Annotated in this window: 19 protein-coding genes; 15 read left to right on the top strand and 4 right to left on the bottom strand. The window is 71.4% G+C overall.

Annotated features, from left to right (window positions below; all coding sequences use genetic code 11):
• The first annotated feature begins 14 nt into the window (after window positions 1-14).
• From AB0259_RS11775 to AB0259_RS11760, 4 genes are all read left to right on the top strand, one after another.
• Window positions 15-275, top strand: coding sequence for a hypothetical protein (locus AB0259_RS11775; protein ID WP_366235830.1), 261 nt, complete (start codon window positions 15-17; stop codon window positions 273-275).
• Window positions 276-642: 367 nt separating this feature from the next.
• On the top strand, window positions 643-1,965 hold the full coding sequence (locus AB0259_RS11770) for an extracellular solute-binding protein (protein ID WP_366221502.1): 1,323 nt from the start codon (window positions 643-645) through the stop codon (window positions 1,963-1,965).
• Window positions 1,966-2,033: 68 nt separating this feature from the next.
• Complete coding sequence (locus tag AB0259_RS11765) at window positions 2,034-2,942, top strand: sugar ABC transporter permease (RefSeq protein ID WP_251581305.1); 909 nt, start codon at window positions 2,034-2,036, stop codon at window positions 2,940-2,942.
• Window positions 2,936-3,802 (top strand): carbohydrate ABC transporter permease, encoded by an 867-nt coding sequence (locus tag AB0259_RS11760; protein ID WP_251581302.1) that lies wholly within the window; start codon window positions 2,936-2,938, stop codon window positions 3,800-3,802. The genes AB0259_RS11765 and AB0259_RS11760 overlap by 7 nt, the downstream gene beginning before the upstream one ends.
• A 5-nt stretch (window positions 3,803-3,807) precedes the next feature.
• On the opposite strand, the gene AB0259_RS11755 is transcribed toward AB0259_RS11760, so the two are convergent.
• The gene (locus AB0259_RS11755) at window positions 3,808-4,671 is read right to left on the bottom strand and encodes a helix-turn-helix domain-containing protein (protein WP_251581300.1); all 864 of its coding nucleotides are present in this window, start codon (window positions 4,669-4,671) and stop codon (window positions 3,808-3,810) included.
• A gap of 93 nt (window positions 4,672-4,764) precedes the next feature.
• Here AB0259_RS11755 and AB0259_RS11750 point away from each other — a divergent pair, with 93 nt between their 5' ends.
• The gene (locus AB0259_RS11750; protein ID WP_366221506.1) at window positions 4,765-7,998 is read left to right on the top strand and encodes a DUF5107 domain-containing protein; all 3,234 of its coding nucleotides are present in this window, start codon (window positions 4,765-4,767) and stop codon (window positions 7,996-7,998) included.
• The gene (locus AB0259_RS11745; RefSeq protein ID WP_366221508.1) at window positions 7,995-9,299 is read left to right on the top strand and encodes a cellulase-like family protein; all 1,305 of its coding nucleotides are present in this window, start codon (window positions 7,995-7,997) and stop codon (window positions 9,297-9,299) included. Before AB0259_RS11750 ends, AB0259_RS11745 begins: the two co-directional genes overlap by 4 nt.
• A 27-nt stretch (window positions 9,300-9,326) precedes the next feature.
• On the opposite strand, the gene AB0259_RS11740 is transcribed toward AB0259_RS11745, so the two are convergent.
• Window positions 9,327-10,262 carry an NADP-dependent oxidoreductase gene (locus tag AB0259_RS11740; protein ID WP_366221510.1) on the bottom strand — a complete coding sequence of 312 codons (936 nt, stop codon included), beginning with the start codon at window positions 10,260-10,262 and terminating at the stop codon, window positions 9,327-9,329.
• 109 nt (window positions 10,263-10,371) lie between these two features.
• Here AB0259_RS11740 and AB0259_RS11735 point away from each other — a divergent pair, with 109 nt between their 5' ends.
• Window positions 10,372-10,860 carry a MarR family transcriptional regulator gene (locus tag AB0259_RS11735; RefSeq protein ID WP_366221512.1) on the top strand — a complete coding sequence of 163 codons (489 nt, stop codon included), beginning with the start codon at window positions 10,372-10,374 and terminating at the stop codon, window positions 10,858-10,860.
• Between the two features lie 234 nt (window positions 10,861-11,094).
• Here the strand turns inward: AB0259_RS11735 and AB0259_RS11730 are convergent, their stop codons facing one another.
• Window positions 11,095-13,398 (bottom strand): rhamnogalacturonan lyase, encoded by a 2,304-nt coding sequence (locus AB0259_RS11730; protein WP_366221514.1) that lies wholly within the window; start codon window positions 13,396-13,398, stop codon window positions 11,095-11,097.
• 351 nt (window positions 13,399-13,749) lie between these two features.
• On the opposite strand from AB0259_RS11730, the gene AB0259_RS11725 reads away from it, so the two are divergent.
• Genes AB0259_RS11725 through AB0259_RS11700 form a run of 6 tightly spaced genes read left to right on the top strand, consistent with a single transcriptional unit; the run spans window position 13,750 to window position 21,207 of the window.
• The gene (locus AB0259_RS11725; protein WP_366221516.1) at window positions 13,750-14,931 is read left to right on the top strand and encodes a glycosyltransferase; all 1,182 of its coding nucleotides are present in this window, start codon (window positions 13,750-13,752) and stop codon (window positions 14,929-14,931) included.
• Window positions 14,921-16,153, top strand: a complete 1,233-nt coding sequence (locus AB0259_RS11720) for a glycosyltransferase (RefSeq protein ID WP_366221518.1) — start codon at window positions 14,921-14,923, stop codon at window positions 16,151-16,153. Before AB0259_RS11725 ends, AB0259_RS11720 begins: the two co-directional genes overlap by 11 nt.
• Window positions 16,153-17,289: a glycosyltransferase family 4 protein gene (locus AB0259_RS11715; protein WP_366221520.1), complete on the top strand. Its 1,137-nt coding sequence runs from the start codon at window positions 16,153-16,155 to the stop codon at window positions 17,287-17,289. Before AB0259_RS11720 ends, AB0259_RS11715 begins: the two co-directional genes overlap by 1 nt.
• Window positions 17,286-19,154 carry an ABC transporter ATP-binding protein gene (locus AB0259_RS11710; protein WP_366221522.1) on the top strand — a complete coding sequence of 623 codons (1,869 nt, stop codon included), beginning with the start codon at window positions 17,286-17,288 and terminating at the stop codon, window positions 19,152-19,154. The genes AB0259_RS11715 and AB0259_RS11710 overlap by 4 nt, the downstream gene beginning before the upstream one ends.
• Window positions 19,151-20,212, top strand: coding sequence for a phosphotransferase (locus AB0259_RS11705; protein ID WP_366221524.1), 1,062 nt, complete (start codon window positions 19,151-19,153; stop codon window positions 20,210-20,212). The genes AB0259_RS11710 and AB0259_RS11705 overlap by 4 nt, the downstream gene beginning before the upstream one ends.
• The gene (locus AB0259_RS11700; protein WP_366221526.1) at window positions 20,209-21,207 is read left to right on the top strand and encodes a hypothetical protein; all 999 of its coding nucleotides are present in this window, start codon (window positions 20,209-20,211) and stop codon (window positions 21,205-21,207) included. The genes AB0259_RS11705 and AB0259_RS11700 overlap by 4 nt, the downstream gene beginning before the upstream one ends.
• Window positions 21,208-21,357: 150 nt before the next feature.
• On the opposite strand, the gene AB0259_RS11695 is transcribed toward AB0259_RS11700, so the two are convergent.
• Window positions 21,358-22,359: a LacI family DNA-binding transcriptional regulator gene (locus AB0259_RS11695; RefSeq protein ID WP_366221528.1), complete on the bottom strand. Its 1,002-nt coding sequence runs from the start codon at window positions 22,357-22,359 to the stop codon at window positions 21,358-21,360.
• A gap of 106 nt (window positions 22,360-22,465) precedes the next feature.
• Here AB0259_RS11695 and AB0259_RS11690 point away from each other — a divergent pair, with 106 nt between their 5' ends.
• Together AB0259_RS11690 and rhaI are read left to right on the top strand one after the other, a co-directional pair.
• Window positions 22,466-22,831, top strand: a complete 366-nt coding sequence (locus AB0259_RS11690) for an L-rhamnose mutarotase (protein ID WP_251583255.1) — start codon at window positions 22,466-22,468, stop codon at window positions 22,829-22,831.
• A complete protein-coding gene (gene rhaI, locus AB0259_RS11685; RefSeq protein ID WP_366221530.1) occupies window positions 22,828-23,994 on the top strand; it encodes an L-rhamnose isomerase in 1,167 nt (388 codons plus the stop codon). Before AB0259_RS11690 ends, rhaI begins: the two co-directional genes overlap by 4 nt.
• Window position 23,995: the final 1 nt, after the last annotated feature.

The raw sequence follows: 23,995 nt of genomic DNA, 5'->3' as shown, positions 1-23,995 counted from the left end.
AGCAAGGCGACATGATGGACACCGCAGACACACCCACCACGACGATCGCCATCGACGGCGCCGTCTTCCGGCTCGCGGAACGGACGGACATCGATCGACTCGCCGACGACATCCTCGCCGCTGCGCGGACCGGAGCCGCCTTCGTGACCTTTCGCACCCGGGATGCCGGTGACGTCCGGGTGCTCGTCACCTCGATCAGCACGGTGAACATCGCCACGCAGACCGCGCCGCTCGTCTGGGAGCCGCCGGTGGACGTGCCCTTCGAGTTCGAGTGACCGGCGGCCGGCGGCCGCCGATGCGTCTGCGCGACGTCATCCCTTCGCCAGAGCGCGCGTGCCGACGGGCATCCTGCTCATCTCGTCGGTCGTGATCCTGGCGGCGGCGAACACACCCGTCAGCCGGCGCCGGTGGAGGCAGTACGAGATGGACGACGAGGGCGACGACTGACGCCGCGCCATCGGATCGTCCAGGCTTGCCGCCGCATCCGCCATGCCGCGGGTGCCGCCGGGGCGAATAGCCTCAGTCCGCACCGCGACGAGCCGTCCATGCCCGAGCAGAGCGACACGGCGCGATCCACCCGCATACCGCCACCTGAGGCATCGGCGGTACGAGTCCTCGCCTCGTTCCATGCAAAGGAGCATCATGACCCTCACTGTCCGACTCCGTCGGCCCCTCGTGGCCTTGGCCGCGATCACCGCTGCCGCCGTGACCCTCGCCGGGTGCTCCGGTGGCGGTGGCGAATCCCCTGCCGACGGCGAGCCCGTCAAGATCACCTTCCAATCCTGGGTGCCGAACATCGATCGGGCCGTCGACGCGTTCAACGCCTCGCACGACGACATCCAGGTCACCCTCGAGACGATCACCGCAGGTCCTGACGGCGGTTACGCCACGATGCTCTCGGCGGTGCAGGCCGGGAACGCGGCGGATGTCGCACAGGTCGGCTACGACTCCATCCCCGACTTCCTCATCAACGACAGCCTGGAGGACATCACCGAGTACGCGGCGGACTCCGCGGACCTCTTCGTGCCGTGGCAGTGGGAGACCGGCGTCTTCGACGGTGCGGTGTATTCGATCCCGCAGGCATCGGGTCCGCTCGGACAGTTCTACCGTGCCGACATCTTCGAGGAGCTCGGACTCGAGGCGCCCACCACGTGGGACGAGTACTACGAGGCCGCGAAGGTGATCCGCGCCTCGGACCCGGACCGGTACATCGCCGCGTTCGCGTTCAACCAGGCCCCGTGGATGATCGGCCTCGCGCAGCAGGGCGGCGCGAACTGGTTCGGCACCGAAGGCGATGCCTGGACCGTCGACATCGACGGCGCGGAGACCCTCAAGGTCGCCGAGTACTGGCAGAAGCTCGTCGACGAGGACCTCGTCAAGGTCGTCGCCGACATGTCGAACGAATGGAACGCCGACATCCAGAACGGGAACATCCTGAGCTGGATCTCCGGTTCGTGGGCCGACGCGATCGTGCGCGGTACCGCGCCCGAGACGGCGGGATCCTGGGCGGTCAGCGCGGTTCCGCAGTGGGAGGCCGGCCAGAACGTGTCGGCGACGTGGGCAGGCGGCTCGGCGAGCGTCGTCCTCCGCGGCACGGACCACCCGGCCGAAGCGACCGAGTTCGCGGTGTGGCTCAACTCCGATCCGGAGTCGGTGTCGATCCTGACGAGCATCGGTGCCGGCTGGCCGGCCGTGGCCGACACCAGCGCCATCGCGTCCCTCCAGGACGACCCGGAGGTGTTCGACTTCTACGGCGGGCAGGACATCTGGGACCTGTTCGCAGAATCGGATGCCGCCGTCGACACCTCGTGGAAGTGGCCGCCGCTGTCCTCGACCCTGTTCGCCTCACTCAGCGACAACGTGTCGGCCGCCGTGGAGAACGGCACGCCCCTCGTCGACGCCTACCGCCAGACGCAGGAGGACGTGGTGTCCGCGCTGACGGAGCGTGGCATCAACGTCCAGTGACCCACCGGTGGGAGGGCGCGAGGCGCCCTCCCACCCTCATCCCTCTCGACATCGACCGGAGCCTCTGAGTGAGCACTGCCCCCTCCCCCCGCCGCATGCGCCACCCCGCGAAATGGGTGCTCCTGCTGCCGTTCGTGGTGATGTTCACGCTCTTCTTCGTCGCCCCGATCGTCTACGCGATCGTGCAGAGCATGTTCGCGACGAAGAGTTCGGGGCTGGGTCTCGGACGCCCCGAGACGACGTTCGTCCTGTTCGACAACTACGCGCGCGCTCTCGCCGACCCCGCGTTCATCGAGAGCGTGGGGAGACTGGTCGCGTTCGCCGCGATCGAGGTCCCGCTGATGGTTGCCACGGCATTGGGCCTCGCCCTTCTGCTCGACTCGGGCAAGGCTCGATTCCCGCGCTTCTTCCGCGTTCTCTACTTCGCGCCCTACGGGGTGCCGGGGGTGATCGCCACCCTCCTGTGGGGCTTCCTCTACATCCCCGCGACGAGCCCCGTTCTCCAGGTGCTCAGCGGCGCAGGCATTGACGTGAACCCGCTGACGAGTGCGGGAGTCCTGTTCGCGATCGCGAACATCGCACTGTGGGGGTTCGCCGGCTACAACATGGTGATCCTGATGGCCGCGCTCGAAGCGATCCCCTCCGAGCTCTACGAGGCCGCGCGGGTAGACGGCGCCTCGACCTGGTCGACGACGTGGCACATCAAGCTGCCGCTCGTGCGTCCCTCGATCGTCCTCGTCACCGTCTTCACGATCATCGGCACCCTCCAGCTGTTCGTCGAGCCCCTGGTCCTGCAGCCGCTCACCTCAGCCATCAGCACGACCTTCACGCCGAATCTCGCCGCCTACAACCAGGCGTTCGCCCAGGGCAACCCGAACCTCGCAGCCGCCATGGCGGTTCTGGTCGCCGCCCTCGGGTTCGTCTTCTCGTTCGGATTCCTCCGACTCGTCAACCGGAAGGGGTCCCGCGCATGGTGAACCGCGCACCCGCACAGCGCACCGGCGTCCCGAGCACTCTGGCGGTCAACGTCGTGCTCGCCGTCGCCGGGATCTACTTCCTGCTCCCGCTCGTCTGGGTCGTGGTGGCCGCGACCAAGTCCCCGGGCGACCTTTTCGGCTCGTTCGGTCTGTGGTTCAGCGACTCCCCGCGTGCCTGGGACAACCTCACGTCTCTCTTCACGCAGAGCGGAGGCGTGTTCACCCGCTGGGTCGGCAACAGCATCCTGTACTCGGGGGTCGGCGCGCTCGTGGCGATGATCCTGTCGGCTGCGGCCGGGTATGCGATCGCCAAGTACCGCTTCCGCGGCAAGGAGGCCCTCTTCTCGGTCATCCTCGGCGGCGTCCTGGTTCCTGCCACCGTCATCGCCCTGCCGCTGTACTTCCTGTTGAACACCGTGGGCCTCACCGGCTCGTACTGGGCGGTCCTGCTACCGAGCATGGTGAGCCCGTTCGGCGTGTACCTGGCGCGCATCCACGCGAACGCCAGCGTGCCCGATGAGATCATCGAGGCCGCCCGCCTCGACGGCGCCGGGGACCTGCGCATCTTCGGCACGATCGCGACCCGGATGATGGCGCCGGCGTTGGTGACGATCTTCCTGTTCCAGTTCGTCACGATCTGGAACAACTACCTGTTGCCGCTGGTCATGCTCAACGACACGAAGACGTTCCCCGTGACCCTCGGCCTCACGCTGTGGAACTCGCAGACGCAGCGAGACCCTGCCTTCTACTCCCTCGTCGTCATGGGGTCGGCGGTGTCGGCGGTCATCCTGGTCGGGCTCATGATCGCCCTCCAGCGCTTCTGGCGGGCTGATCTCACCGCCGGCGCCACGAAGGGCTGACCCGCTCACCCCTTCCGCTGGTCGCGATACGCCGTCGGTGCGACGCCGTGCGTGATGCGGAAACGCCTCGAGAAATAGAACGGGTCGTCGATTCCCACCCGGCGACCGACCTCGCCGACCGGCAGGTCGGTCGTGTCGAGCAGGTGGCGGGCGCGCGCCATCTTCAGTGCGAGATGGTGTGCGATGACGCCGCCGCCGGTCGCGTCGCGGAAGAGGGCGGCGAGGTGTGACGGCGAGACGCCGACCATCGCGGCGAGTTCCCCGACATGGACGTTCCCGTCGACGCGCTCCTCGAGGTAGCGCAGGGCGCGCTCGAGAGGGGTGCCGTGCTCGGGGAGAAGGCGATCGACGGCGAGCTGGGTGAACAGCCGCCAGACCATTCCGGATGCCGCGATGAGCCTCGCCGGCGTGGTGTCGCGCGCGAGCGACGTCGAGATCTCATCCAACAGCGCGGTGACCCGCTCCACACCGCGGAGCGAGAGGGTCACCTTCTCCGGTGTCACCCCGGCCACCTCCAGCAGGTCGCCGACGTCGGTGCCGCGGACGTGGCACCACCAGATCGTCCAGGGATCCTCCGCGTCGGCACCGTACGAATGCGGGATGCCGCCGGGCAGCACGATGGCCGTGGCCGTGCCCACCCGCATCCGCTGCCCGTGCGTCTCGACCCAACCCGATCCCGCGACGCAGACGATCACGATCGTCTCGGGCGCCCCTGCCGGACGGTGACGACCATGATCCACCGCGCGCGGGAAGTACCCGGCGTCGGTCACGACGATGCGTCGGGTCACCGGCCGGGTCAGTGCCGCCTCGACCAGCGGGCGCGGCACGACACTGAGACGCTGATGCTCGAAACCGTCCGCGCGCTCCATGCCCCCATCATGGCGCACGCCATCATCGGATCATCCATGCTCGAGCCGTGATCGGCCATGGGTCGCGCCGCGTCGGCCCCGTAGATTCGCACCGTGACCGACGACGCGCCCAGCCGCATCCGCCTGCCCGACGCCCCCGCCGACCAGCGAGAGCTCCTCGAGGCCGGCGGCGTCGCGTGCTGGAGCGAAGACGTCGTGATCGACACGTACGAGCCCGGTGACCCCGATCCCTACCCGGCGTTCCTCGACCGACGGGTCTACCAGGGCTCGAGCGGGCGGGTCTATCCGCTCCCCATGATCGAGTCGATCTCGCACGAGAAGCGGCCTCGCACGTGGCAGGCGATCCACCTCGAGAACGCCTACGTCCGCCTCATGCTCTTGCCTGAGCTCGGGGGCCGGATCCACATCGGGTACGACAAGGTCGCCGGTTACGACTTCTTCTACCGGAACAACGTCGTCAAGCCCGCGCTCGTCGGTCTCGCAGGACCCTGGATCTCGGGCGGCGTGGAGTTCAACTGGCCGCAGCATCACCGACCGGCGACCTTCCTCCCGGTCGACAGCCGTATCGAGCGCGAGGACGACGGTGCGGCGGTCGTCTGGCACAGCGACCTCGACCCGCTGCAGCGGATGCGAGGCGTCCACGGCGTCCGGCTCCGCCCGGGGTCATCGCTCATCGAGCTCGACGTGCGCCTGCACAATCGCGTCGATGTCCCGCAGACCTTCCTGTGGTGGGCGAACGTCGCCGCCCGGTCGCACGACCATTACCAGTCGTTCTTCCCCGACGACGTCCGCTACGTCGCCGACCACGCCCGACGTGCGATCACCGCGTTCCCCCGCGCGGACCGGCCCTACTACGGCGTCGACTACCCGGCGCTCGCCGCCGAGCACCCCGACGCCGACCGCATCGACGTCTACAGCAACATCCCGGTGCCGACCTCGTACATGATCACCGACACCGAGGACGGCTTCTTCGGCGGCTACGATCACACCGCCGACGCCGGGTTCGTGCACTGGGCGGACCCGGCGATCTCACCGGGCAAGAAGCAATGGACCTGGGGAGACGGTCCCATCGGCCGCGCCTGGGACGACCAGCTCACCGACACCGACGGCCCGTACGTCGAACTCATGGCCGGCGTCTACACCGACAACCAGCCCGACTTCGCGTGGCTCCTGCCGGGCGAGACGAAGACGTTCACCCAGCACTGGTACCCGATCCACACCATCGGGCCGGTGCGGCAGGCGACGACGGATGCCGCGGTCTCGGTCACGTGCGACGGCTCCAGGTCGCGCATCGGCGTCCTCGCCACGCGCGCGCACCGAACGGCTCGCGTCGAGGTGGATCTCGAGGGAGGTGGACGCGAGAGCATCGACGTCGCCGTCGGGCCGGCGGCCCCAGCGGTGCTCGAGATCGCCGGCACCGCGCGGGCGATCGCGGTGTCCGCCGGTCAGACGGAGCTCGTGCGCTGGGTCCGCCGCGACGCCCACGCGGGCGAACCCTGGGTCGCCACGGCGCCCGAGCCGCCCGCGCGCATCACGGGCATCGACGAGCTGCTGCTCACCGCGACGCATCTGCTGCAGTACCGGCATCCCACCCGGTCACCCCTTCCCTACCTCGAAGAGGCGCTGCGGCGCGATCCGGGCGACGCGCGCGCACACACGATGCGCGGATCGTGGCACCTGTCGCGGGCGGACTACGAGGCGGCGCGCGACCACCTCGACGCCGCCGTCGCGCGAGAGACCGGCCGCAACCTCAACCCGCGTGACGGTGAGGCGCACTACCTCCTCGGCCTCGCGCTGGAGCGTCTCGGCGAGCGCGCGGAGGCCGATCGGCGCTTCGCACGCGCGGCGTGGAACGCGGCATGGGCGGCCCCGGCATCCCTCGCCCGCGCTCGGCTCGCGCTGGGCGACGGGCGACCGGCGGACGCGATCCGCCTCGCGGACGCCGCCCCGGGGATCCCCGAGGCACGTCGACTCACGGTGCTCGCTCTGCGCCGACTCGGGCGCGAGGATGAGGCCGCGGCGTTGCTGCAGGCGCTCGTCGCCGCCGATCCGCTCGACCCCATCACGACATTCCTCGCCGGGGGTGAGACGCCCTCCGATCCGCGCGCGGCGCTGGATGCGGGTGCCGAGTTCGCGCGTTACGGCGAGTTCGACGCCGCGCTCGCGGCGACCGGCACCGCCGCGGTCGGAACCGCCGGGTTCGGCAGCATCGAGCCGATCCGTCGAGCCGTCCGCGCCGCGTGGGCGGATGCCGCGGGCGTGACCGACCTCGCCGCGGCGGAGCGCGCAGCGGCTGACACCCTGAGCCTCGACGGCGCCTTCCCCGCCGGGCTCGACCAGCACGATGCGCTCGTCGCGGGGGCTGCCGCCGGGTCGGCCGCCGCGGCCGGGATGCTCGGCGCCTGGCTTCTCGACGCCGGGCGGGACGCGGATGCCCGGGCGATGCTGCGGCGGGCGCGGGACCTCGGCGGCGCGGATCCCGTGGTCCTGCGCAATCTCGCCCTCGCGACCGTCCGAGCGGGCGGCCGTCCCGGCGACGCCGTGGAGCTCTACGAGGATGCACTCGCTCGTCGTGCCGACGCTCGGCTCGTACTGGAGCGCGACCTCCTCGCCCAGCTGACGGGGACGGATGCCGCCACCCGCCTCGCGCTGCTCGAACGCCATTCCGCCGCGCTCGACGCGCGGGACGACCTCGCGGTCACCCACATCGGACTGCTGCTCGACTCGGGCAGGCTCGACGACGCCTGGCGGACCCTCACGACGCGGACGTTCCGCCCCTTCGAAGGCGGCGAGGGCGTCGTGATCGCGGCATACGACCGCGCCGCGTGCCTGCTCGCACGCCGCGCCTGCGCCGACGGACGAACGGATGCCGCCATCGCCCTGTTGACCGAGGGGATCGACGCCCCCGCGAACCTCGGAGAAGGGCGGCATCCCGCGGCCCCCCAGGCAGAGCGCTACGTCGCGCTCGGCGACGCTCACCGGCTCGCCGGAGACGAGGCGGCCGCCCGATCCGCATGGGAGCGGGCGCGCGAGACGACGCCGCTCGCGGTCGCGCCGCGGCCCGCCGACGAGGCGACGTTCTGGATCGGTGTCGCGCACGCGCGGCTCGGCGAGACGGCGGCCTCGACCGCCGTCTGGGACGACCTCGACGCCCGCGCCGCCCGCATCGAGGCCGCGCCCGACGACGTCGACTACTTCGCCACGTCGCTGCCGGAACTGCTCGTGTTCGATCTCGACACGGCCGAACGTCGACGCGCCCTCGCCGGCCGACTGCGCACGCTCGCCGCAGACGGGCGCGCGCTCTCCCTCGAGAGGATGGACGCATGACCGACCGCTACCTGGGCTCGGGCACCGTCGCCGAGGAACCTCACGGACCGACCGGCCCGGTGCCCGCACACCTGCCCGACCGCCTCGCCATCACCCTCTGGGACTTCTCCTGGTACACCCGCGCGGGCGAGGCCGACGTCTTCGCCGACCTGGATGCCGCCTGCGCCGACGCGGCCGCGCTCGGCTACAACGCGATCCGCATCTGCGCCGCGCCGCTGCTGCTGTTCGGCGGGCTGGGCCTCGACGAGCTCGCCCGGGATCTCGGGATCGAGGGGCTCGGACCGGCGACATCCGACGGCTACTACGGTCAGCGCACGCGCTGGTACGACACCCCCGGCGGCTACGTGCTCGACCTGTATGCACACCTCGAGGCGCTGTTCGCCGCCGCGCGGCGTCACGGGATCGTACTGATCCTCGCGAGCTGGGAGTACCAGCAGTCACCCGCGTTCGCGCGCTCCCCTCGGTGGTTCGAGGCGATCGACGCCGTGCCGCTCGACCGCCGGTACGCCGTTCTCGGCGCCGCGTGGGACCGGATGCTGGCGTGGATCGACGAACGCGGATTCCGCGACCTCATCGCTCTCGTGGAGCTGCACAACGAGGTGGACTTCTCGATCCTCCCCGCGCTTCGCGATGGCGGGGCGGCGGAGGTCCAGCGGCTGCGAGCGCGGCATCCCGATCTGCTCGTCACCGCCAGCTACGGCAAGCCGCCGCACCTGGCCATGCACCGGGTGCCGGACGGGCTGGGAGCTGCGCAGTTCCACGTGTACAGCTACGGCGTGCTCGACGCCCTGCAGCAGCGCGTCGACATCCGTTCGGAGGGAAGCGACGACTTCCCGAACGCCGAGCTGCGCGCCCTGCTGCGCGCCGACGCCCCGACCCCCGAGGACTACGGCCGCCCGGCGGAGTGGAAGCTGCGCGCCACGGTCGTCACCGACCAGATGATCTACGGCTACGACTGGGTGGATGCCGCTGCGTGGGACGCGTGGCTCGCCGCCGAGTATCCGCGCTACGCCGAGGTGATGCGACGCGAGATCGAGTCCCGCGTCATCGCGATCGCCGAGTGGGCGCGGTGGCACGGCGTGCCGGCGATCGTCGGCGAGGGATGGGTCGGATACACCCCGCTGCACGGCGGGTTCGAGGAATCCGAGACCGGTCGCGAACTGGCCGAACACGGCATCCGCACGGCCCTGGACCGCGGCATCTGGGGCGTCGTCCTCTGCTCGAACGCCGCCCCGCACCACCCGATGTGGCAGCTGCGGGACTGGCAGCGGGAGATGACCGCGCTCGTGCGCGAAAGCTGACGATCACGCAGGCCGATTCGTGCCGACTCACGCACCCGGCGTGACGACGATCTTCCCGTGCACCTGCCCTGCCTCGAGGCGGGCGTGGACCTCGGGCAGCTCGGCGAGCGGAACGCGCTCGGCGATCTCGACGCGCAGCTCGCCGGCGTCGACCAGGCGGACGAGCTCGGCGAGCTGATCCCGGTCGCTGCGGACGAACACCGTCAGCCCCCGGACGCCGCGTGTCTCATCAGACGGCGTCTGCATCCACGCGGTCGTCGAGACCACCACACCGCCGTCGCGGACCCGCGCGGCGAGCGCGACGAACTCCTCCGCGCCGATCGGGGCGAGATTGAGCACGACGTCGACCGGTTCGTCGATCACGGATGCCGCGGATGCCGCTGTGTGATCGATCACGCGGTCGGCCCCGGCATCCGTCACAGCGGAGCGGGTGCGCGGACTCGCCGTCGCGATCACCTCGGCACCGGCACGCTTCGCGAGGCGCACGGCGTGCAGGCCGACGACACCCCCGGCACCCGTGATCACGATGCGCTGGCCCGCCTTCAGGTCGGCGTACTCGAACAGGGCCTGCCACGCGGTGAGAGCCACGGAGGGGAGGCCGGCGGCATCCGTCAACGCGACGGAGGTCGGAGCCGGCACCAGCGCCTCGGCGGGGGCGACGACGTACTCCGCCGCTGCGCCGTCCTCGGTCATCGGCAGGAACCCGACCACGGCGTCGCCGACAGCGAGACCGGTGACACCGTCGCCGAGCGAGACCACGGTTCCGGACACGTCGTATCCCGGAGTGTGCGGCAGGGTGATCGGGATCGGCAACCGGCCGAACCGGATGCCGTTGTCGGCGGGGTTGACCCCCGCCCCCGCCACGCGCAGCAGCACCTGGTCAGCCGCCGGTGCCGGCGCCTCGACGTCGTCGAATGTCAGCACGGACGGGTCGCCGGTCTCGAAGAATCGCATCGTCTTCATGATCTTCCCTTTCTCAATGTGCTTCGAATCTGAAGCAATGACACGACCGTAGCGTTGTTTCGATTTCGAAGCAAGTGATTCGAACTCGAAACATTGGTATCGTCGAGGCATGAGCGAGATCAGCGATGCCGACCTGGCGGCGTACTTCGCCGTGACCGAGGTGGGCAACCTCCTGCGGCACACCGTCGAACGGCAGCTGAAGGATGCCGGTGGCCTCAGCTACGTGCAGTTCCACGTCCTGGCGACCCTGGGCGGTTCACCCGACGGCAGCGCGCGCATGACGGACCTCGCCGACGGAGTCGTGTACAGCCGGAGCGGTCTGACCTACCAGGCACAGCTCCTGGAATCGCGCGGCCTCGTCGCCCGAACCCCGTCGGTCGACGACGAGCGGAGCGTGACGGTGACGATCACGGATGCCGGTCGAGAGCTGCTCGCGACGGTCTTTCCCGGGCACCTCGAGATCCTCCGGGGCTACTTCCTCTCCCCTCTCGCCGCCGGCGAGGCCCGCATGCTCGCCGACGTCCTCGGGCGGGTCCGCGACCACATGCGCGCCGCCCCGCCGCGCTCCGCGAGCGCGCGCCGCCGCAAGGCCGACTGACGCGAGTGCGCCGCCCGGCTCCCCGGTGTCCACATCATGTGCTCAGGACGAGAACACCCGTCCTGGACTGCACGGATCGTGTGTGGTGGTCCGCAACACATGATGTGGACACCCGCCCGCCCGCCCGCCCGCGCGCGTCCGCATGCACGCAACAGGTGGACACCCGCTCGCCTCCATGCACTGCACGACGAAGGGGCGGATGCCACCGGCATCCGCCCCTTCTCAGTCCACCGGTCAGCGCAGCGGCACGTCCGCGAAGGACATGTCGGACGCCAGGTAGAAGTCCGTGTACGCGGGCTGGTTGTACGTCGTCTGCTGACGCGCGATCTCGACCCGGTACTGCGGGTCGTGCATGAGCGTGTAGAGCTTGTGCTCGGTCGGCTCGGTCGACACGTAGATGCGCAGCGCCGACGAGTCGGCCGTCCGCACGAGCAGCTCCTCGCGCCAGTCCCCCAGGACATCGGCGACGAGTGACGGATTGCCCTTCGTGCCGTTGTTCGTGAGGGTGCCGGATGCCGTGAGCAGCGTCCCGCGCGTCCAGTCGTCGATCGTCGGGGTCACGGTCTGCGCCCCGTTCACGATCTGCGTCGTGAGGTCACCGGCCCACCGGATCGACATGTTCGTGCCGGGGTTGGTGGGCTGCAGGATGTCACCCTCGGCGGAGAGGAGGCCCGAGGCATCCGTCCCTGCGGGCATACTCGACCACACCTCTATGCCCGGGATGTCGGAGCGGACGTCGCCGACCATCCCACGGCCGGTGTCGCGGCCGGAGTAGGCGCCGAAGAGCACCTCGCCCGTCGCGGCATTCCGCATCGCCGTCCCGTACGGGGCGTACGCGCCGCCCTCGTGGACCGTGAAGATCTCCTTGCCGGGACGGTTCGGGTCGAAGTCGCCGACGTGCATCGCGTCGCCGTGACCGAGCCGCACGTTCTCACCCGGCGTCGCGCTGCCCTCGGGCATCGTGTCGAAGGACGAGTAGAGCAGGCTGCCGTCGTCGTCGAGCGTCGCCGAGCCGTAGACGATCTCCTGCTTGCCGTCGCCGTCGACGTCCGACGCGCTCAGGCTGTGGAAGCCCTGCGTCGTGAGCGTGCCGTACTCGGGGTCGGTGCCGTCGCGGCCGTGCGGGCCGTCGTTGAACGGGTTGGTCATCGGGACATGGCCGCTGTCGACGAACCAGCGCTTCGTGAGGTGCTTGCCGTTCCAGTCGTAGGTCGCGACGGTCGAGCGCGTGTAGTAGCCCCGCGCGAACACCGCTGACGGATGCTGCCCGTCGAGGTAGGCCACTCCCGAGAGGAAGCGGTCGACGCGGTTGCCCGGCTCGATGCGCGACATGGCGTAGTCGCCCCACAGCAGGCCGTCGTCGCCGCGGCTCGGCTCGTAGCGGACGGTCTCAAGCTCCTTGCCGGTCTTGCCCTCGAACACCGTGAGGTACTCCGGACCGTCGACGATGAAGCCCTCGAAGTTCCGCAGGACGTTCCGAGCCGAGCGCGACGGGGCGTAGACGTCGATGAAGTAGTCGACGAGCTCTTCGGCGTCGGCGCGCGACAGCGGGTAGTCGTGCGTCGGCTCGGTGCCGAGCGCCTCCTCGATCGTGGCGGGCCACTGGCCCGACACGACCTCGTCGCGCTCCGACCAGCCCTGGAACACGTCGGCGAGGTGGGCGGCGTAGCCCTCGGCGCTCAGCCGGTAGTCGTCGCTGTGCGAGTAGCCGGCCTTGCGGTCGGCTTTCGGCATCGTCACGAACGCGGACTTCTTCGCCTTGCCCTTCTTGTACTCCGTGCTCTTGGTTCCCGGGGCCGTCTTCATCATGATCTCGGCTTTGCCGTCGCCGTCGAAGTCGTAGACGAGGAACTGCGTGTAGTGCGCTCCGGCGCGGATGTTCACACCGAGGTCGATGCGGTTCAGCAGCGTGCCGTCGAGCTCGTAGGTGTCGATGTAGACCGGGCCGGTGTAGCCGACCTGCGAGACGTCCTTCGAGTTCGACGGGTCCCACTTGACGACGTACTCATACGCTCCGTCGCCGTCCACGTCGCCTACCGAGACGTCGTTCGCCGAGTAGGTGTACGCCTCGCCGGCGGGCGTGATGCCGTCCGCGGGCTTCGTGAGCGGGATGTCGAGGAAGGGCGAACCCTGCACCGCCACCTTCTCGGACGGCTTGCCCTCGCGCTTCCCCTGCAGCGGCGAGACGGTGTAGCGCGACCGGTCGGTGCCGTCCGGGTCGACGTAGGTCGTCGAGTCGGTAACGGTCGCGATGCGCCTTCCGTCGCGCTTCACGACGAAGTCGGTGCCGGTGAGGCCGGTCTCGGTCGCTCCCGTCGCCTCGCTGCGGAACAGGCGCCACGTGAGGTGGATCCCGTCCTCGCCGGGGAGGGCGACGAGGCCGCGGTCGAGCGTCTCGAGCTGTGGCGACGCACCGGGCTTCGGTTTTCCCGGACCGTGACCCGGGTGGGCGATCGCGGCCTGAGCCGGGACCAGCAGTGCCGCTGCGGCGAGCGCGGCGACGACGGACGTGCGGACGGGTCTTCTCATGCTGTTCACCTTCGAACTCGTGATGGAATGCGCTTTCCCCAGTCGCACCGCGAGCCTACGTGCGGGGTTGAATCGTGTCAACGGGCGCTGCGTCCCGGCATCCCCTCCTACGTCCACATCATGTGCTCGCGACGAGACCACACGATGTGAGCCCTCCACGACGTGTGTTCTCGTCCGGAGCACATGATGTGGCCGGGCTGCGCGCGCCGTTCGGCTCGAGCGCGCACTCTCGCGAGGGGCGGATGCCGCATGAAACACACCCGACATAAGTGGGCTCTCACACACGGCTCACATCCGGCTTAGCGGCCGTCGGCACGGTGGACACATCGACGTCCACCCCTCGGCCCCGGAGGCTTCACCATGGTGATCCGTATCGCGCTCTACTCGCACGACTCCGTCGGCCTCGGCCACGTCCGCCGCAACCTGGCCATCGCCCACGCACTCAGCGAACGCCTCCCCGCGCTGCTGGGCGACGAGGTGACCGGCCTGCTCATCAGCGGACAGTCCGCCGCGACGACCTTCCCCACCCCGCCCGGGTGGGATTGGCTCATCCTTCCCAGCATCACGACCGGCCCCGGCGGCTACTCCTCGCAGCACCTCACCGCGGGACTCCAGCGGGTCACCGGCATCCGCGGTGGCAGCGTGCACGCGGCGATGGCCGCCTTCCGCCCCGACCTGTTCGTCGTCGACCGGCACGCCTTCGGTGTCGAGCAGGAACTCGCACCGACGCTGCACTGGCTCCGCCACCACCGCCCGTCGTGCACGACCGTCCTCGGCCTGCGGGACGTCCTGGACGAGCCGTCCGCGACGCACGCCGAATGGGCTGCGATCGGTGGAGCGGATGCCGTGCGCCGGTCCTTCGACGAGATCTGGGTGTACGGCGACCCCGGTGTCCACGACCTCACCCGCACCGGCGAGATCCCGGCGGGCCTCGTCCCCCTCGTCCGCCACACCGGATACCTCAGCCACGGTCGCCCCGGCCGCGGCCACCCCGTCGCCGAGGAGCCGTTCGTGCTGACCACCGTCGGCGGCGGCTCGGACGGCGGCGCGATCGCGACGGCGGCAGCGCGGGCCACCGTGCCCGCCGGCATCCGTCACGTCATCGTCACCGGGCCCGAGATGCCCGCCGAGGACCGCCGAGCGATCCGCGCTGCGGCGGGGCCTCTGACGACCGTGACCCGATCAGTGCCCGACGCGCTGGCCCTCATCCGCCGCGCGGACGCGGTCGTCAGCATGGGCGGGTACAACGCGGTCGCCGAGATCATGAGCACGTCGACCCCCGCGCTGATCGTGCCTCGCGACAACCGTCGCGTCGAGCAGCCGCTGCGGGCCGCGGCGCTCGCCTCGCTCGGCGCGGTCGAGACCCTCTCGTCGGCGGATGCCACCCCCGAGGCGCTGTCGGCCTTCTTCGCCCGCGCCGTCGGCTCCCGCGTCGCGCGGGCCGGAATCGATCTCGACGGTCTCGCGACCGTCGCCGACCACGCCGCCGAGCTCGTCGCCGCGGCCCGCACCCGGAAGGAGCTGATGGAGCATGCCGTCTGAGACCGCACCGCGCATCGGTTACGTCGTCAAGGTCTACCCACGGTTCTCCGAGACGTTCGTCGTCACCGAGATCCTCGCCCGCGAGGCGCTCGGCGAGGACCTCGCCGTCTTCGCCCTGCGCCCCACCGACGACACCCGCTTCCACCCCGAGTTGGCCCGGGTGCAGGCTCCGGTGTTCCACCTGGGACGCCCGACGAAGCCGTCCGCGCTCTGGTCCGTCCTGCGGGATGCCGCGGCCGACCCGGCACTGGCCGACGCGATCGCCGCCCACCTCGGCGATCTCCTCGCCGCCGAGGTCGACGACGCCGTGCAGGCGGTGCTGCTCGCCGCCGCGGCCCGTCGCGAGCGGATCACCCACCTGCACGCGCACTTCGGCTCGGTCGCGACGACCGTGGCACGGCTCGCGTCGCGGCTCACCGGCATCCCCTACTCGTTCACGGCACACGCGAAGGACCTGTTCCACGAGAGCGTCGACCGCGCAGCCCTCGCACAGAAGCTCCAGGACGCGGCGTTCACCGTCACGGTCAGCGACTACAACCTCGCCTTCCTGCGCAAGACGCTCCCCGCGACGGGCGATGTGCACCGCCTCTACAACGGGCTCGAACTCGACCGGTTCCGCTTCCGCCCCCGCCCTGTGCGTCGCGGTCCGCTCCGCATCGCGGCGGTGGGCCGGCTCGTCGCGAAGAAGGGGTTCGACGTCCTCGTCGACGCGGTCGTGCGCCTGCGTGACGCCGGTGTCGACGTCTCGGCCGAGATCGCCGGAACGGGCGAACTCGCCGGCGATCTCGCCGCCCGCATCGAGTGCGCGGGCGTCGGTGACCGGGTCCGCCTGCTCGGTCCGCTCCCCCAGCACGACGTCGCGCGGCTGCTCGGCGAGTCCGACGTCTTCGTCGCGCCGTGCGTCGTCTCGGACGACGGCAACGCCGACGGTCTGCCCACGGTCCTGCTCGAGGCGATGGCCACCGGCATCCCCTGCATCTCGACCGACGTCACCGGGATTCCCGAGATCGTCCGCGACGGCGACACCGGGGTCCTCTGCCGCGCCGGCTCGGTCGACGACCTCGTCGCCGCGCTCCGCGGCTTCGCGGACGGGACGACGGATGCCGCGGGCCTCGCCTCCCGTGCCCGTCGCCTCGTGGAGGAGCGTTTCGACTCGCGGCGGCAGGCGTCGGAGCTCGCCGCGCTCACTGCGGGTCGCCGCGTGCTCGCGGAGGTGGCGTGATGCGCATCGCCTATGTCTGCGTCGACCCGGGCATCCCGGTGTTCGGCACGAAGGGCGCGTCGGTGCACGTGCAGGAGATCGTCCGCGCCTTCCGCGCCCGCGGCGACGAGGTCACCCTCTACTGCACACGTCGCGGCGACCACGTCCCGGGCGACCTCGGCGACGTCCCGGTCGTCGAGATCGCCGTCGGCAAGGGTGAGCCCGCAGAGCGCGAGCGGTCGGTCGCCGAGGCGTCCCGGCAGCTCGCCGCCCGCATCGTGACGGACGGCTGCGACCTCGTCTACGAGCGGTTCTCGCTGTTCAGCCGCGTCGGTGCGGTCGTCGCCGGCGCGACGGGCGCCGCGTTCGTGCTCGAGGTGAACGCACCCCTCATCGAGGAGCAGAAGCAGCACCGCGACCTCGTCGACGAGACCGGAGCCGTCGCCGCAGCGCACGACGCCCTGGCGACCGCCGATGTCGTCGCGTGCGTGTCCGAGCCGGTCGCGGCGTGGGCCGCAGCGCACGGAGGGTGCTCCCCCCTGGTCGTCCCCAACGGCGTCAACACCGCCCGCATCCGTCCCCGTGACCGCGGCACCGACGGCCCGCTGCGCATCGGTTTCGTCGGGACCCTGAAGCCCTGGCACGGCGTCGAGGTGCTCATCGATGCGGTCGCCTCCCTCGATGACCGCGCGACGCTGACCCTCGTCGGCGACGGACCCGAGGGACCCGCCCTGCTGGCCCGCGCCGCGGAGCGCGGCGTCGCCGTCCACTCCACGGGCGCACTCCGCCCCGCCGACGTGCCCGCCGCGCTCGCAGCGCTCGACGTCGGCGTCGCGCCGTACCCGCCCGGAGCCGGCTACTTCTCGCCGCTCAAGGTCTACGAATACCTGGCGGCCGGGCTCGCCGTCGTCGCCTCGGCCATCGGCCAAGTGCCGGCGATCATCGACCACGGCCGCACCGGTCTGCTGGTCGAGCCGGGCTCAGCCGACGCCCTGGCCGCGGCGCTGGCCCGCCTCGTCGACGACCGAGGCCTCACCGGCCGCCTCGGCGCCGAAGGACGAGCGGATGCCGTCGCCCACCACGACTGGACCCGTGTCCTCGACCGCATCCTGACCGCGCTCCCCGACCGCACCCCCCGTGAGGAGGTCCCCGCATGAGCCGCTTCCGCACCGCCCGCCCCGACCGCGCAGCGGCCCGTGTCGCCCGGGCCGAGACCCGGGCCGCCGGACCGATCCATCGGACCCTCGCGATCGTCCGGCCGCTGCTGCGTCCGCATGCGCTGCTCCTGATCGCCGGGCTCCTCGTCCTCCTCCTCGAGGTCGCGTTCCGCGTCCTCGAGCCCTGGCCCCTCAAACTCGTCGTCGACTCCCTCGCGGTGAGCCTGGGCGCGACGGGGGCGGCGACGACCGGCATCCCTCCGGCCACCGTCGACCTGCTCGTCGGGTGCGGCGTCGCACTGCTCGTGATCGTCTGCCTGCGCGCGCTGAGCTCGTACCTGAGCACGATCGCGTTCGCCCTCGTCGGCTCGCGTGTCGCGACGGCCCTGCGGGCTCGGGTCTTCGACCACCTGCAGGCACTGTCGATCCGCTTCCATGCGACGGCGCCGTCGGGTGACATCGTGCAGCGGCTCGTCGGCGACGTCGGGCGGCTCCAGGAGGTCGCGGTGAGCGCCGGCCTGCCGCTGATCGGCAACGTCATCACGCTCGTGACCCTGGCGGCCGTCATGATGTGGCTCGACCCGATGCTGACGGTGGTGGTCGCGGCATCCGCTCTGGCCTACTGGCTGCTCTCGCGCCGGTCGGGCACGGCGATCACCGCCGCGTCGCGGACCACCCGCAAGGGCGAGGGCCGCCTCGCGGAGTCGGCGGCCGAGACGCTCGACGCGATCCGCGTCGTGCAGGCCTTCGGTCTCGAGCGCGAGCGCGGCAGCGTGTTCGCCCGAGGCAACGCCGTCGCTCTGCGCGAGGGCGTCAAGGCGCGACGCCTCGCCGCCGCGCTCGAGCGTCGCACGGACGTCATCGTGGGTCTCGCCCTCGCGCTCGTCCTCGTCGGCGGCGGGTGGCAGGTGCTCGAGAACCGCATGTCGCCCGGTGACCTGGTCGTGTTCACCGCGTACCTCAAGCTCGCGATGCGCCCGCTCAAGGACCTCGCGAAGTACACCGGGCGCATCGCCCGGGCCGCGGCATCCGGTGAGCGCGTCGCCGACCTGCTCGAGACGCCCGTCGAGGTCGTCGAATCCCCCGATGCCGTACCGCTCCGCCCGCACGCCGGCGCCGTGTCGTTCGAGAACGTGACGCTCGCCGACGGGCGCGGGACGCCGCTGTTCCGGGGACTGTCGATCGACCTGCGCGCGGGCGAGTCGGTGTGCCTGCTGGGTCCCTCGGGCGCAGGCAAGTCGACGCTCGCCGCACTCGTGGGCCGCTCGATGGACCCCGCGTGGGGTCGCGTCACGATCGACGGCGTCGACCTGCGCGCGGCGACGCTCGACAGCGTCCGCGGTGCCGTATCGGTCGTGCTGCAGGAGACGGTGCTGTTCGCCACGACGGTGCGCGAGAACATCCGGCACGGCCGCCTCGGCGCGACCGACGCCGAGGTCGAGGCCGCCGCGCGCCGGGCTCGGGCGCACGAGTTCATCGCCGCCCTGCCCGACGGCTACGACACCGTTCTGGGCGGACGCGGCAACACGCTCTCGGGCGGGCAGCGGCAGCGCGTCGCCATCGCCCGTGCACTGCTGCGCGATGCCCCGATCGTGATCCTCGACGAGGCGACGACGGGCCTCGACCCCGAGTCCAAGCACGCCGTGCAGCGCTCGCTCGACGAGCTCACCGCGGGCCGGACGACCCTCACGATCACCCACGACCCCGCCGCCGTCACGGGCGCCGACCGTGTGCTGTGGCTCGAGGACGGCCGCATCGTCGAGGACGGAGATCCGGCCGCCCTTCTCGCCGATCCGGGTACGCGCCTGTCGCAGTGGTTCCGCACCGCGCGGACGGCGATGCGGGCCGAGGAGGTCGCCTCGTGAGCGCCACGACGATGCTGCGCGATCCGGCCCTCGCGCTCGACGTCCTGCTCGACGCGACGCGGCTCTCGGAGGTGCTCGGACGCGACGTGCGGATCACCCGAGTGCGGTACAAGCCGGCGACGAGCATCGTGCTCGGAGTGGTCTCCCGGGGCGAGCACGGCTGGGTCGCCGCCTATGTCGACGTCGCCAAGATCGCCAAGCTGCACGATCGCGCCGCCGCCACGGGCGCGCGGCTGACCCAGGTGCCGGGCGGTGTCGCCGGTCCGCTCACCGCCGACCGCGTGCTCGCGAAGACCCTGCGCCGTGCCCGTCGTGTGCTGGGCGACGACGCGACCGTGCTGCGCTACAACCCGCACCGCCGCGTCGTGCTGCGCGCCGGGGACGACGTGGTGAAGGTCGCGGCGACGGATGCCGGGCGCCCCGCCCTCACGCAGCGCCTCGCCGCCGCCGGGCTCGCCGTGCTGCCCGCGCATCAGGTGCATGCCGGTGTGCAGCGCACCCCGTGGTGGGGGTCGGGCGATCTCGCCGTATCGCCCTCGCCGCCCGCGGCCGCCGCCGCAGGCCGCGCGCTCGCGGCGGTCCACGCCGCAAGCGCGGGCGATGCGCCCTCCGCGTCCTCCGCCGAGGGTGACCTGGCGACGGCGGTGGCCGCGATCCGCCTGCTCGACGCGGATGCCGGGACCCGCGCGACCGCGGTCGCTGGACGCATCCGCGCACTGCCCTCGGGCGACCGACGTGCGCTCGTCCACGGCGACTTCACCGCTGACCAGGTGCTGCGCGACCGTGATGATGTGCGCCTCATCGACTTCGACCGCGCCGGATGGGGCGAGCCCGAGCGGGACCTCGGATCCTTCGCCGCCGGCGAGCTGCTGGCCGGGCGCACCCTGACCGATGCCCTCCGCTCGGGCTACGAGGTTCCGGTCGACGAGCGCGCCGTGGCGCGATGGACGGCGACAGCGGCCCTGCAGCGGGCGGTCGAACCGTTCCGCAGCGGCCGACCCGATTGGCTCGAGGGTCTCCACGCCGCCGTCGACGTCGCCGAGGAGGCGGTCCGATGATCGGTCTGCCGGAGCGCGTCCGTCATCGCGGGCTGGAGTGGACGGTGTCGCGGGCGTGGCCGGTCGCCGAGGGGCCCGTGCCCGTCGAGCTCCGCGCGGGCGACCGCGTGCGCGGAGCGTGGTGGTCGTCGGGACGCCTCGCCGTCGCTCCCGCCGGCGAGGACCCCGCCCTTCCGGGGCTCCACGGGATCACCGGCGACGTGGTCTCGCACCGGCCCGGCAAGCGCGCCGTCGTCCGCGCTCCCGACGGCACGGCGTACCTGAAGATCGTCCGCCCGAAGAAGGCGGCCGCCGTGATCGCCGCGGCCGAGCGCGCGGCGCCCTTCGGCACGGCCTTCGCGGTGCCCGCGCTCGAGCGCGACACCGACGCCGAGGGCCGCGGCGTCGTGCGGTTCTCGGCGCTGCCGGGGTCGACGCTCCACGCGTGGGGCGCGAGCGACCACGGCGATCCGCACGCCCCGTGGGCCGCCTGGCACGACGCCTGGATCGCCCTCGCCGGCACGGATGCGGCCGCCGCGACCCCGCACGACGCCGCTGCCGAAGTCGCGGTCGTCGGGGAGTGGGCGGGGCACGCCGCACGCGCGTTGCCCGCCGGCGGCGACGCCATCCGCCGGAGGGCCGATGCGGTGCAGGCGCGGCTGCTGCGGCATCCGTCGTCGCGTCTTGCGCTGGCTCACCGGGACCTGCACGACAAGCAGCTGCTGTGGGACGGCGATCGACTGGGTCTTCTCGACGTCGACACCGTCAGCGCCGCCGAGCCCGAGCTCGACCTCGCGAACCTGCAGGAGCACGTCGATCTGCGTGCCGAGCAGGGTCTCTGGACGCCCGCCCGGGCCGATGTCGCCCGCGCCTGGATCGACCGGACCGCGTACGCCGTCGGCGCCGACCCCGAGCGCATGGCCGCCTACCGCGCCTCGACCCGCCTGCGCCTCGCGTGTCTTTACCTCTTCCGCCCGCGCTGGCGCGGCTGGGCCGAGCGCGCCCTCCTCACCTGAGCCGGCGGCGTGCCGGCCCTCCCGCCCACATCATGTGCTCTCGACGAGGACACACGTTGTGGCGCGTTCACAGCGGGTGTTGTCGTCCGGAGCACATGATGTGGCCACCTCACCCGTTCACGCCCGAGGCGCGCTCGGGTGCCGGGTCGGTCAGCCCCCGGTCGAGGCGCGGACGACGAGCTCGGGACGGAAGCGGATGCGCTGCGGCGCGGCATCCGGGTCCTCCAGTGCGGCGAACAGCGCGTCGACGGCGGCGGCGCCGATCTCCCGCGCGGGCTGCCGGATCGAGCTGAGCGGTACGACCGTGGACTGCGCGAAGGCGATGTCGTCGTAGCCGATCAGGGCCAGGTCCTCCGGAACGCGGAGGGATCCGAGGATGCCGGCACCCTGCAGGACCCCGACCGCGACCAGGTCGTTGGCGCAGAACACGCCGTCGGGCCGGTCGGTCGCGTCGCGATGGGCGAGCTGCTCACCGACGAGCCGGCCCGCGAGGACGGTGAGCTCGTCTGTCGAGGCGACCTCGAGCGTGGTCCCGGGCACCTCGGCGAGCGCGCGCTTCGCGCCCTCGAGGCGGTCCGCCACCTGGCGGACGGATGCCGGTCCCCCGGCGAACAGGATGCGTCGGCGCCCCTGCTGCAACAGGTGCTGCACGGCCAGGTAGCCGCCTTCGACATCGTCGACGGCCACGGAGGGCAGGTCGCCGTCGGCCTCGGCGTCGAGAAGCACGACGGGCACCCCGGCGGTCTCGAGAATCGCGGCCCGGGTGTCGTCGAGGGCGATCGGGGTGAGCAGCACGCCGTTGACCCGCTGCTCCCGGAAGAGGTCGAGATAGGTGTTCTCGCGGGCGGCATCCTGCCCGCTGCTGCCGAACAGCACGATCACGCCGTGCTCGGCGGCCCGCTCCTCGGCCCCCCGCGCGACCTCGGCGAAGAAGGGGTTGGCCGAGTCGAGCACGACGAGGCCGATGGTGCGGCTACGACCGGCGCGCAGCTGGCGGGCGGCGTCGTTGCGGACGAACCCGAGCGCCGAGATGGCGGCGTGCACGCGTTCGACGGTCGCCGGGGCGACCTTCGCAGGCCGGTTGAGGACGTTCGAAACGGTCCCCACCGAGACGCCCGCGGTGCGAGCGACGTCCTTCACACTGACTGCCACGTGACCTGCCTTGACGGATGCTTCGCACCCACGTTACTGTTCTGATTCTTGAATCGTTTCATAGAACGATTCCCCGATCAACGACCCGCGCTCACGAAGGAGTGACATGCCCCGCGTCGCCTTCCAGTTGCAGATCGACCCTGCGCTCATCGACGAGTACGTCGCCCGCCACTCTCCGGTCTGGCCCGAGATGCTCGCCGAGATCGCCGCCGCCGGGCGACGCAACTACTCCCTCTTCCTCGGCGACGGCGGCCGGCTCTTCGGCTACTACGAGGTCGACGACGACACGGCCGCCCAGGCCTACCTTGCAGCCTCGCCCATCGCCGCCCGATGGGAGGCCGAGATGAGCCGCTTCTTCGTCGGCCTCGAGGGCCGCCCCGATCAGGCGGCGACCCCTCTCGTCGAAGTCTTCAACCTGCACGACCAGTCGGCGGCCGCCGCCGACGCCCCTTCAGAAAGCGACCCGTCATGACCACGCTCTCCCCCGAGATCCTCACCCAGCTCGAAGGCCAGGGCATCGAGCTGCCCAGCTGGGCGTTCGGCAACTCCGGCACGCGCTTCCGCGTCTTCGCGACGGCGGGCACCCCGCGCGACCCCTTCGAGAAGATCGCGGATGCCGCCGAGGTCAACCGCTACACCGCGCTGGCCCCGAGCGTCGCGCTGCACATCCCATGGGACAAGGTCGACGACTACGCGGCGCTGCGCCGTCACGCCGAGGATCTCGGCGTGCAGCTCGGCACGATCAACTCGAACACCTTCCAGGACGAGGACTACAAGTTCGGGGCGCTCACCCACCACGACGAGCGCATCCGCCGCAAGGCCATCGACCACCACCTCGAGTGCATCGACATCATGCACGAGACGGGCTCGCGCGACCTCAAGATCTGGCTCGCCGAAGGGTCGAACTACCCCGGCCAGAACGACATGCGCGGCCGCCAGGACCGCCTGCAGGACTCGCTGCAGCAGATCTACGCCCGCCTGGGCGAGGAGCAGCGCCTCGTGCTCGAGTACAAGTTCTTCGAGCCGTCGTTCTACCACACCGACGTTCCCGACTGGGGGACGTCCTACGCGCAGGTGGCCGCCCTCGGCGACAAGGCGATGGTCTGCCTCGACACGGGTCACCACGCACCCGGAACGAACATCGAGTTCATCGTGATGCAGCTGCTGCGGCTCGGCAAGCTCGGCTCGTTCGACTTCAACTCGCGCTTCTACGCCGACGACGACCTCATCGTGGGCGCCGCCGACCCGTTCCAGCTGTTCCGCATCCTCGTCGAGGTCGTGCGCGGCGGCGGACTGAACAACCCCGACGTCGCGTTCATGCTCGACCAGTGCCACAACATCGAGGACAAGATCCCCGGCCAGATCCGCTCGGTCCTCAACGTGCAGGAGATGACGGCCCGCGCGCTGCTCGTCGACCGCTCGGCGCTCGATGCGGCGCAGCAGGCCAACGACGTCCTCGGTGCCAACGGCATCCTCATGGACGCCTTCTACACCGACGTGCGCCCCGCGCTCGCCCAGTGGCGCGAGTCGCGCGGCCTCCCCGCCGACCCGATGGCCGCCTACGCGGCATCCGGTCACCTGCAGAGGATCGCCGACGAGCGCGTCGGCGGCACGCAGGCCGGCTGGGGTGCATGAT

The organism is Microbacterium sp. NPDC080005 (assembly GCF_040702445.1).
Classification (GTDB): domain Bacteria; phylum Actinomycetota; class Actinomycetes; order Actinomycetales; family Microbacteriaceae; genus Microbacterium; species Microbacterium oleivorans_D.
This window is presented reverse-complemented; position numbering and strand designations above follow the sequence as displayed.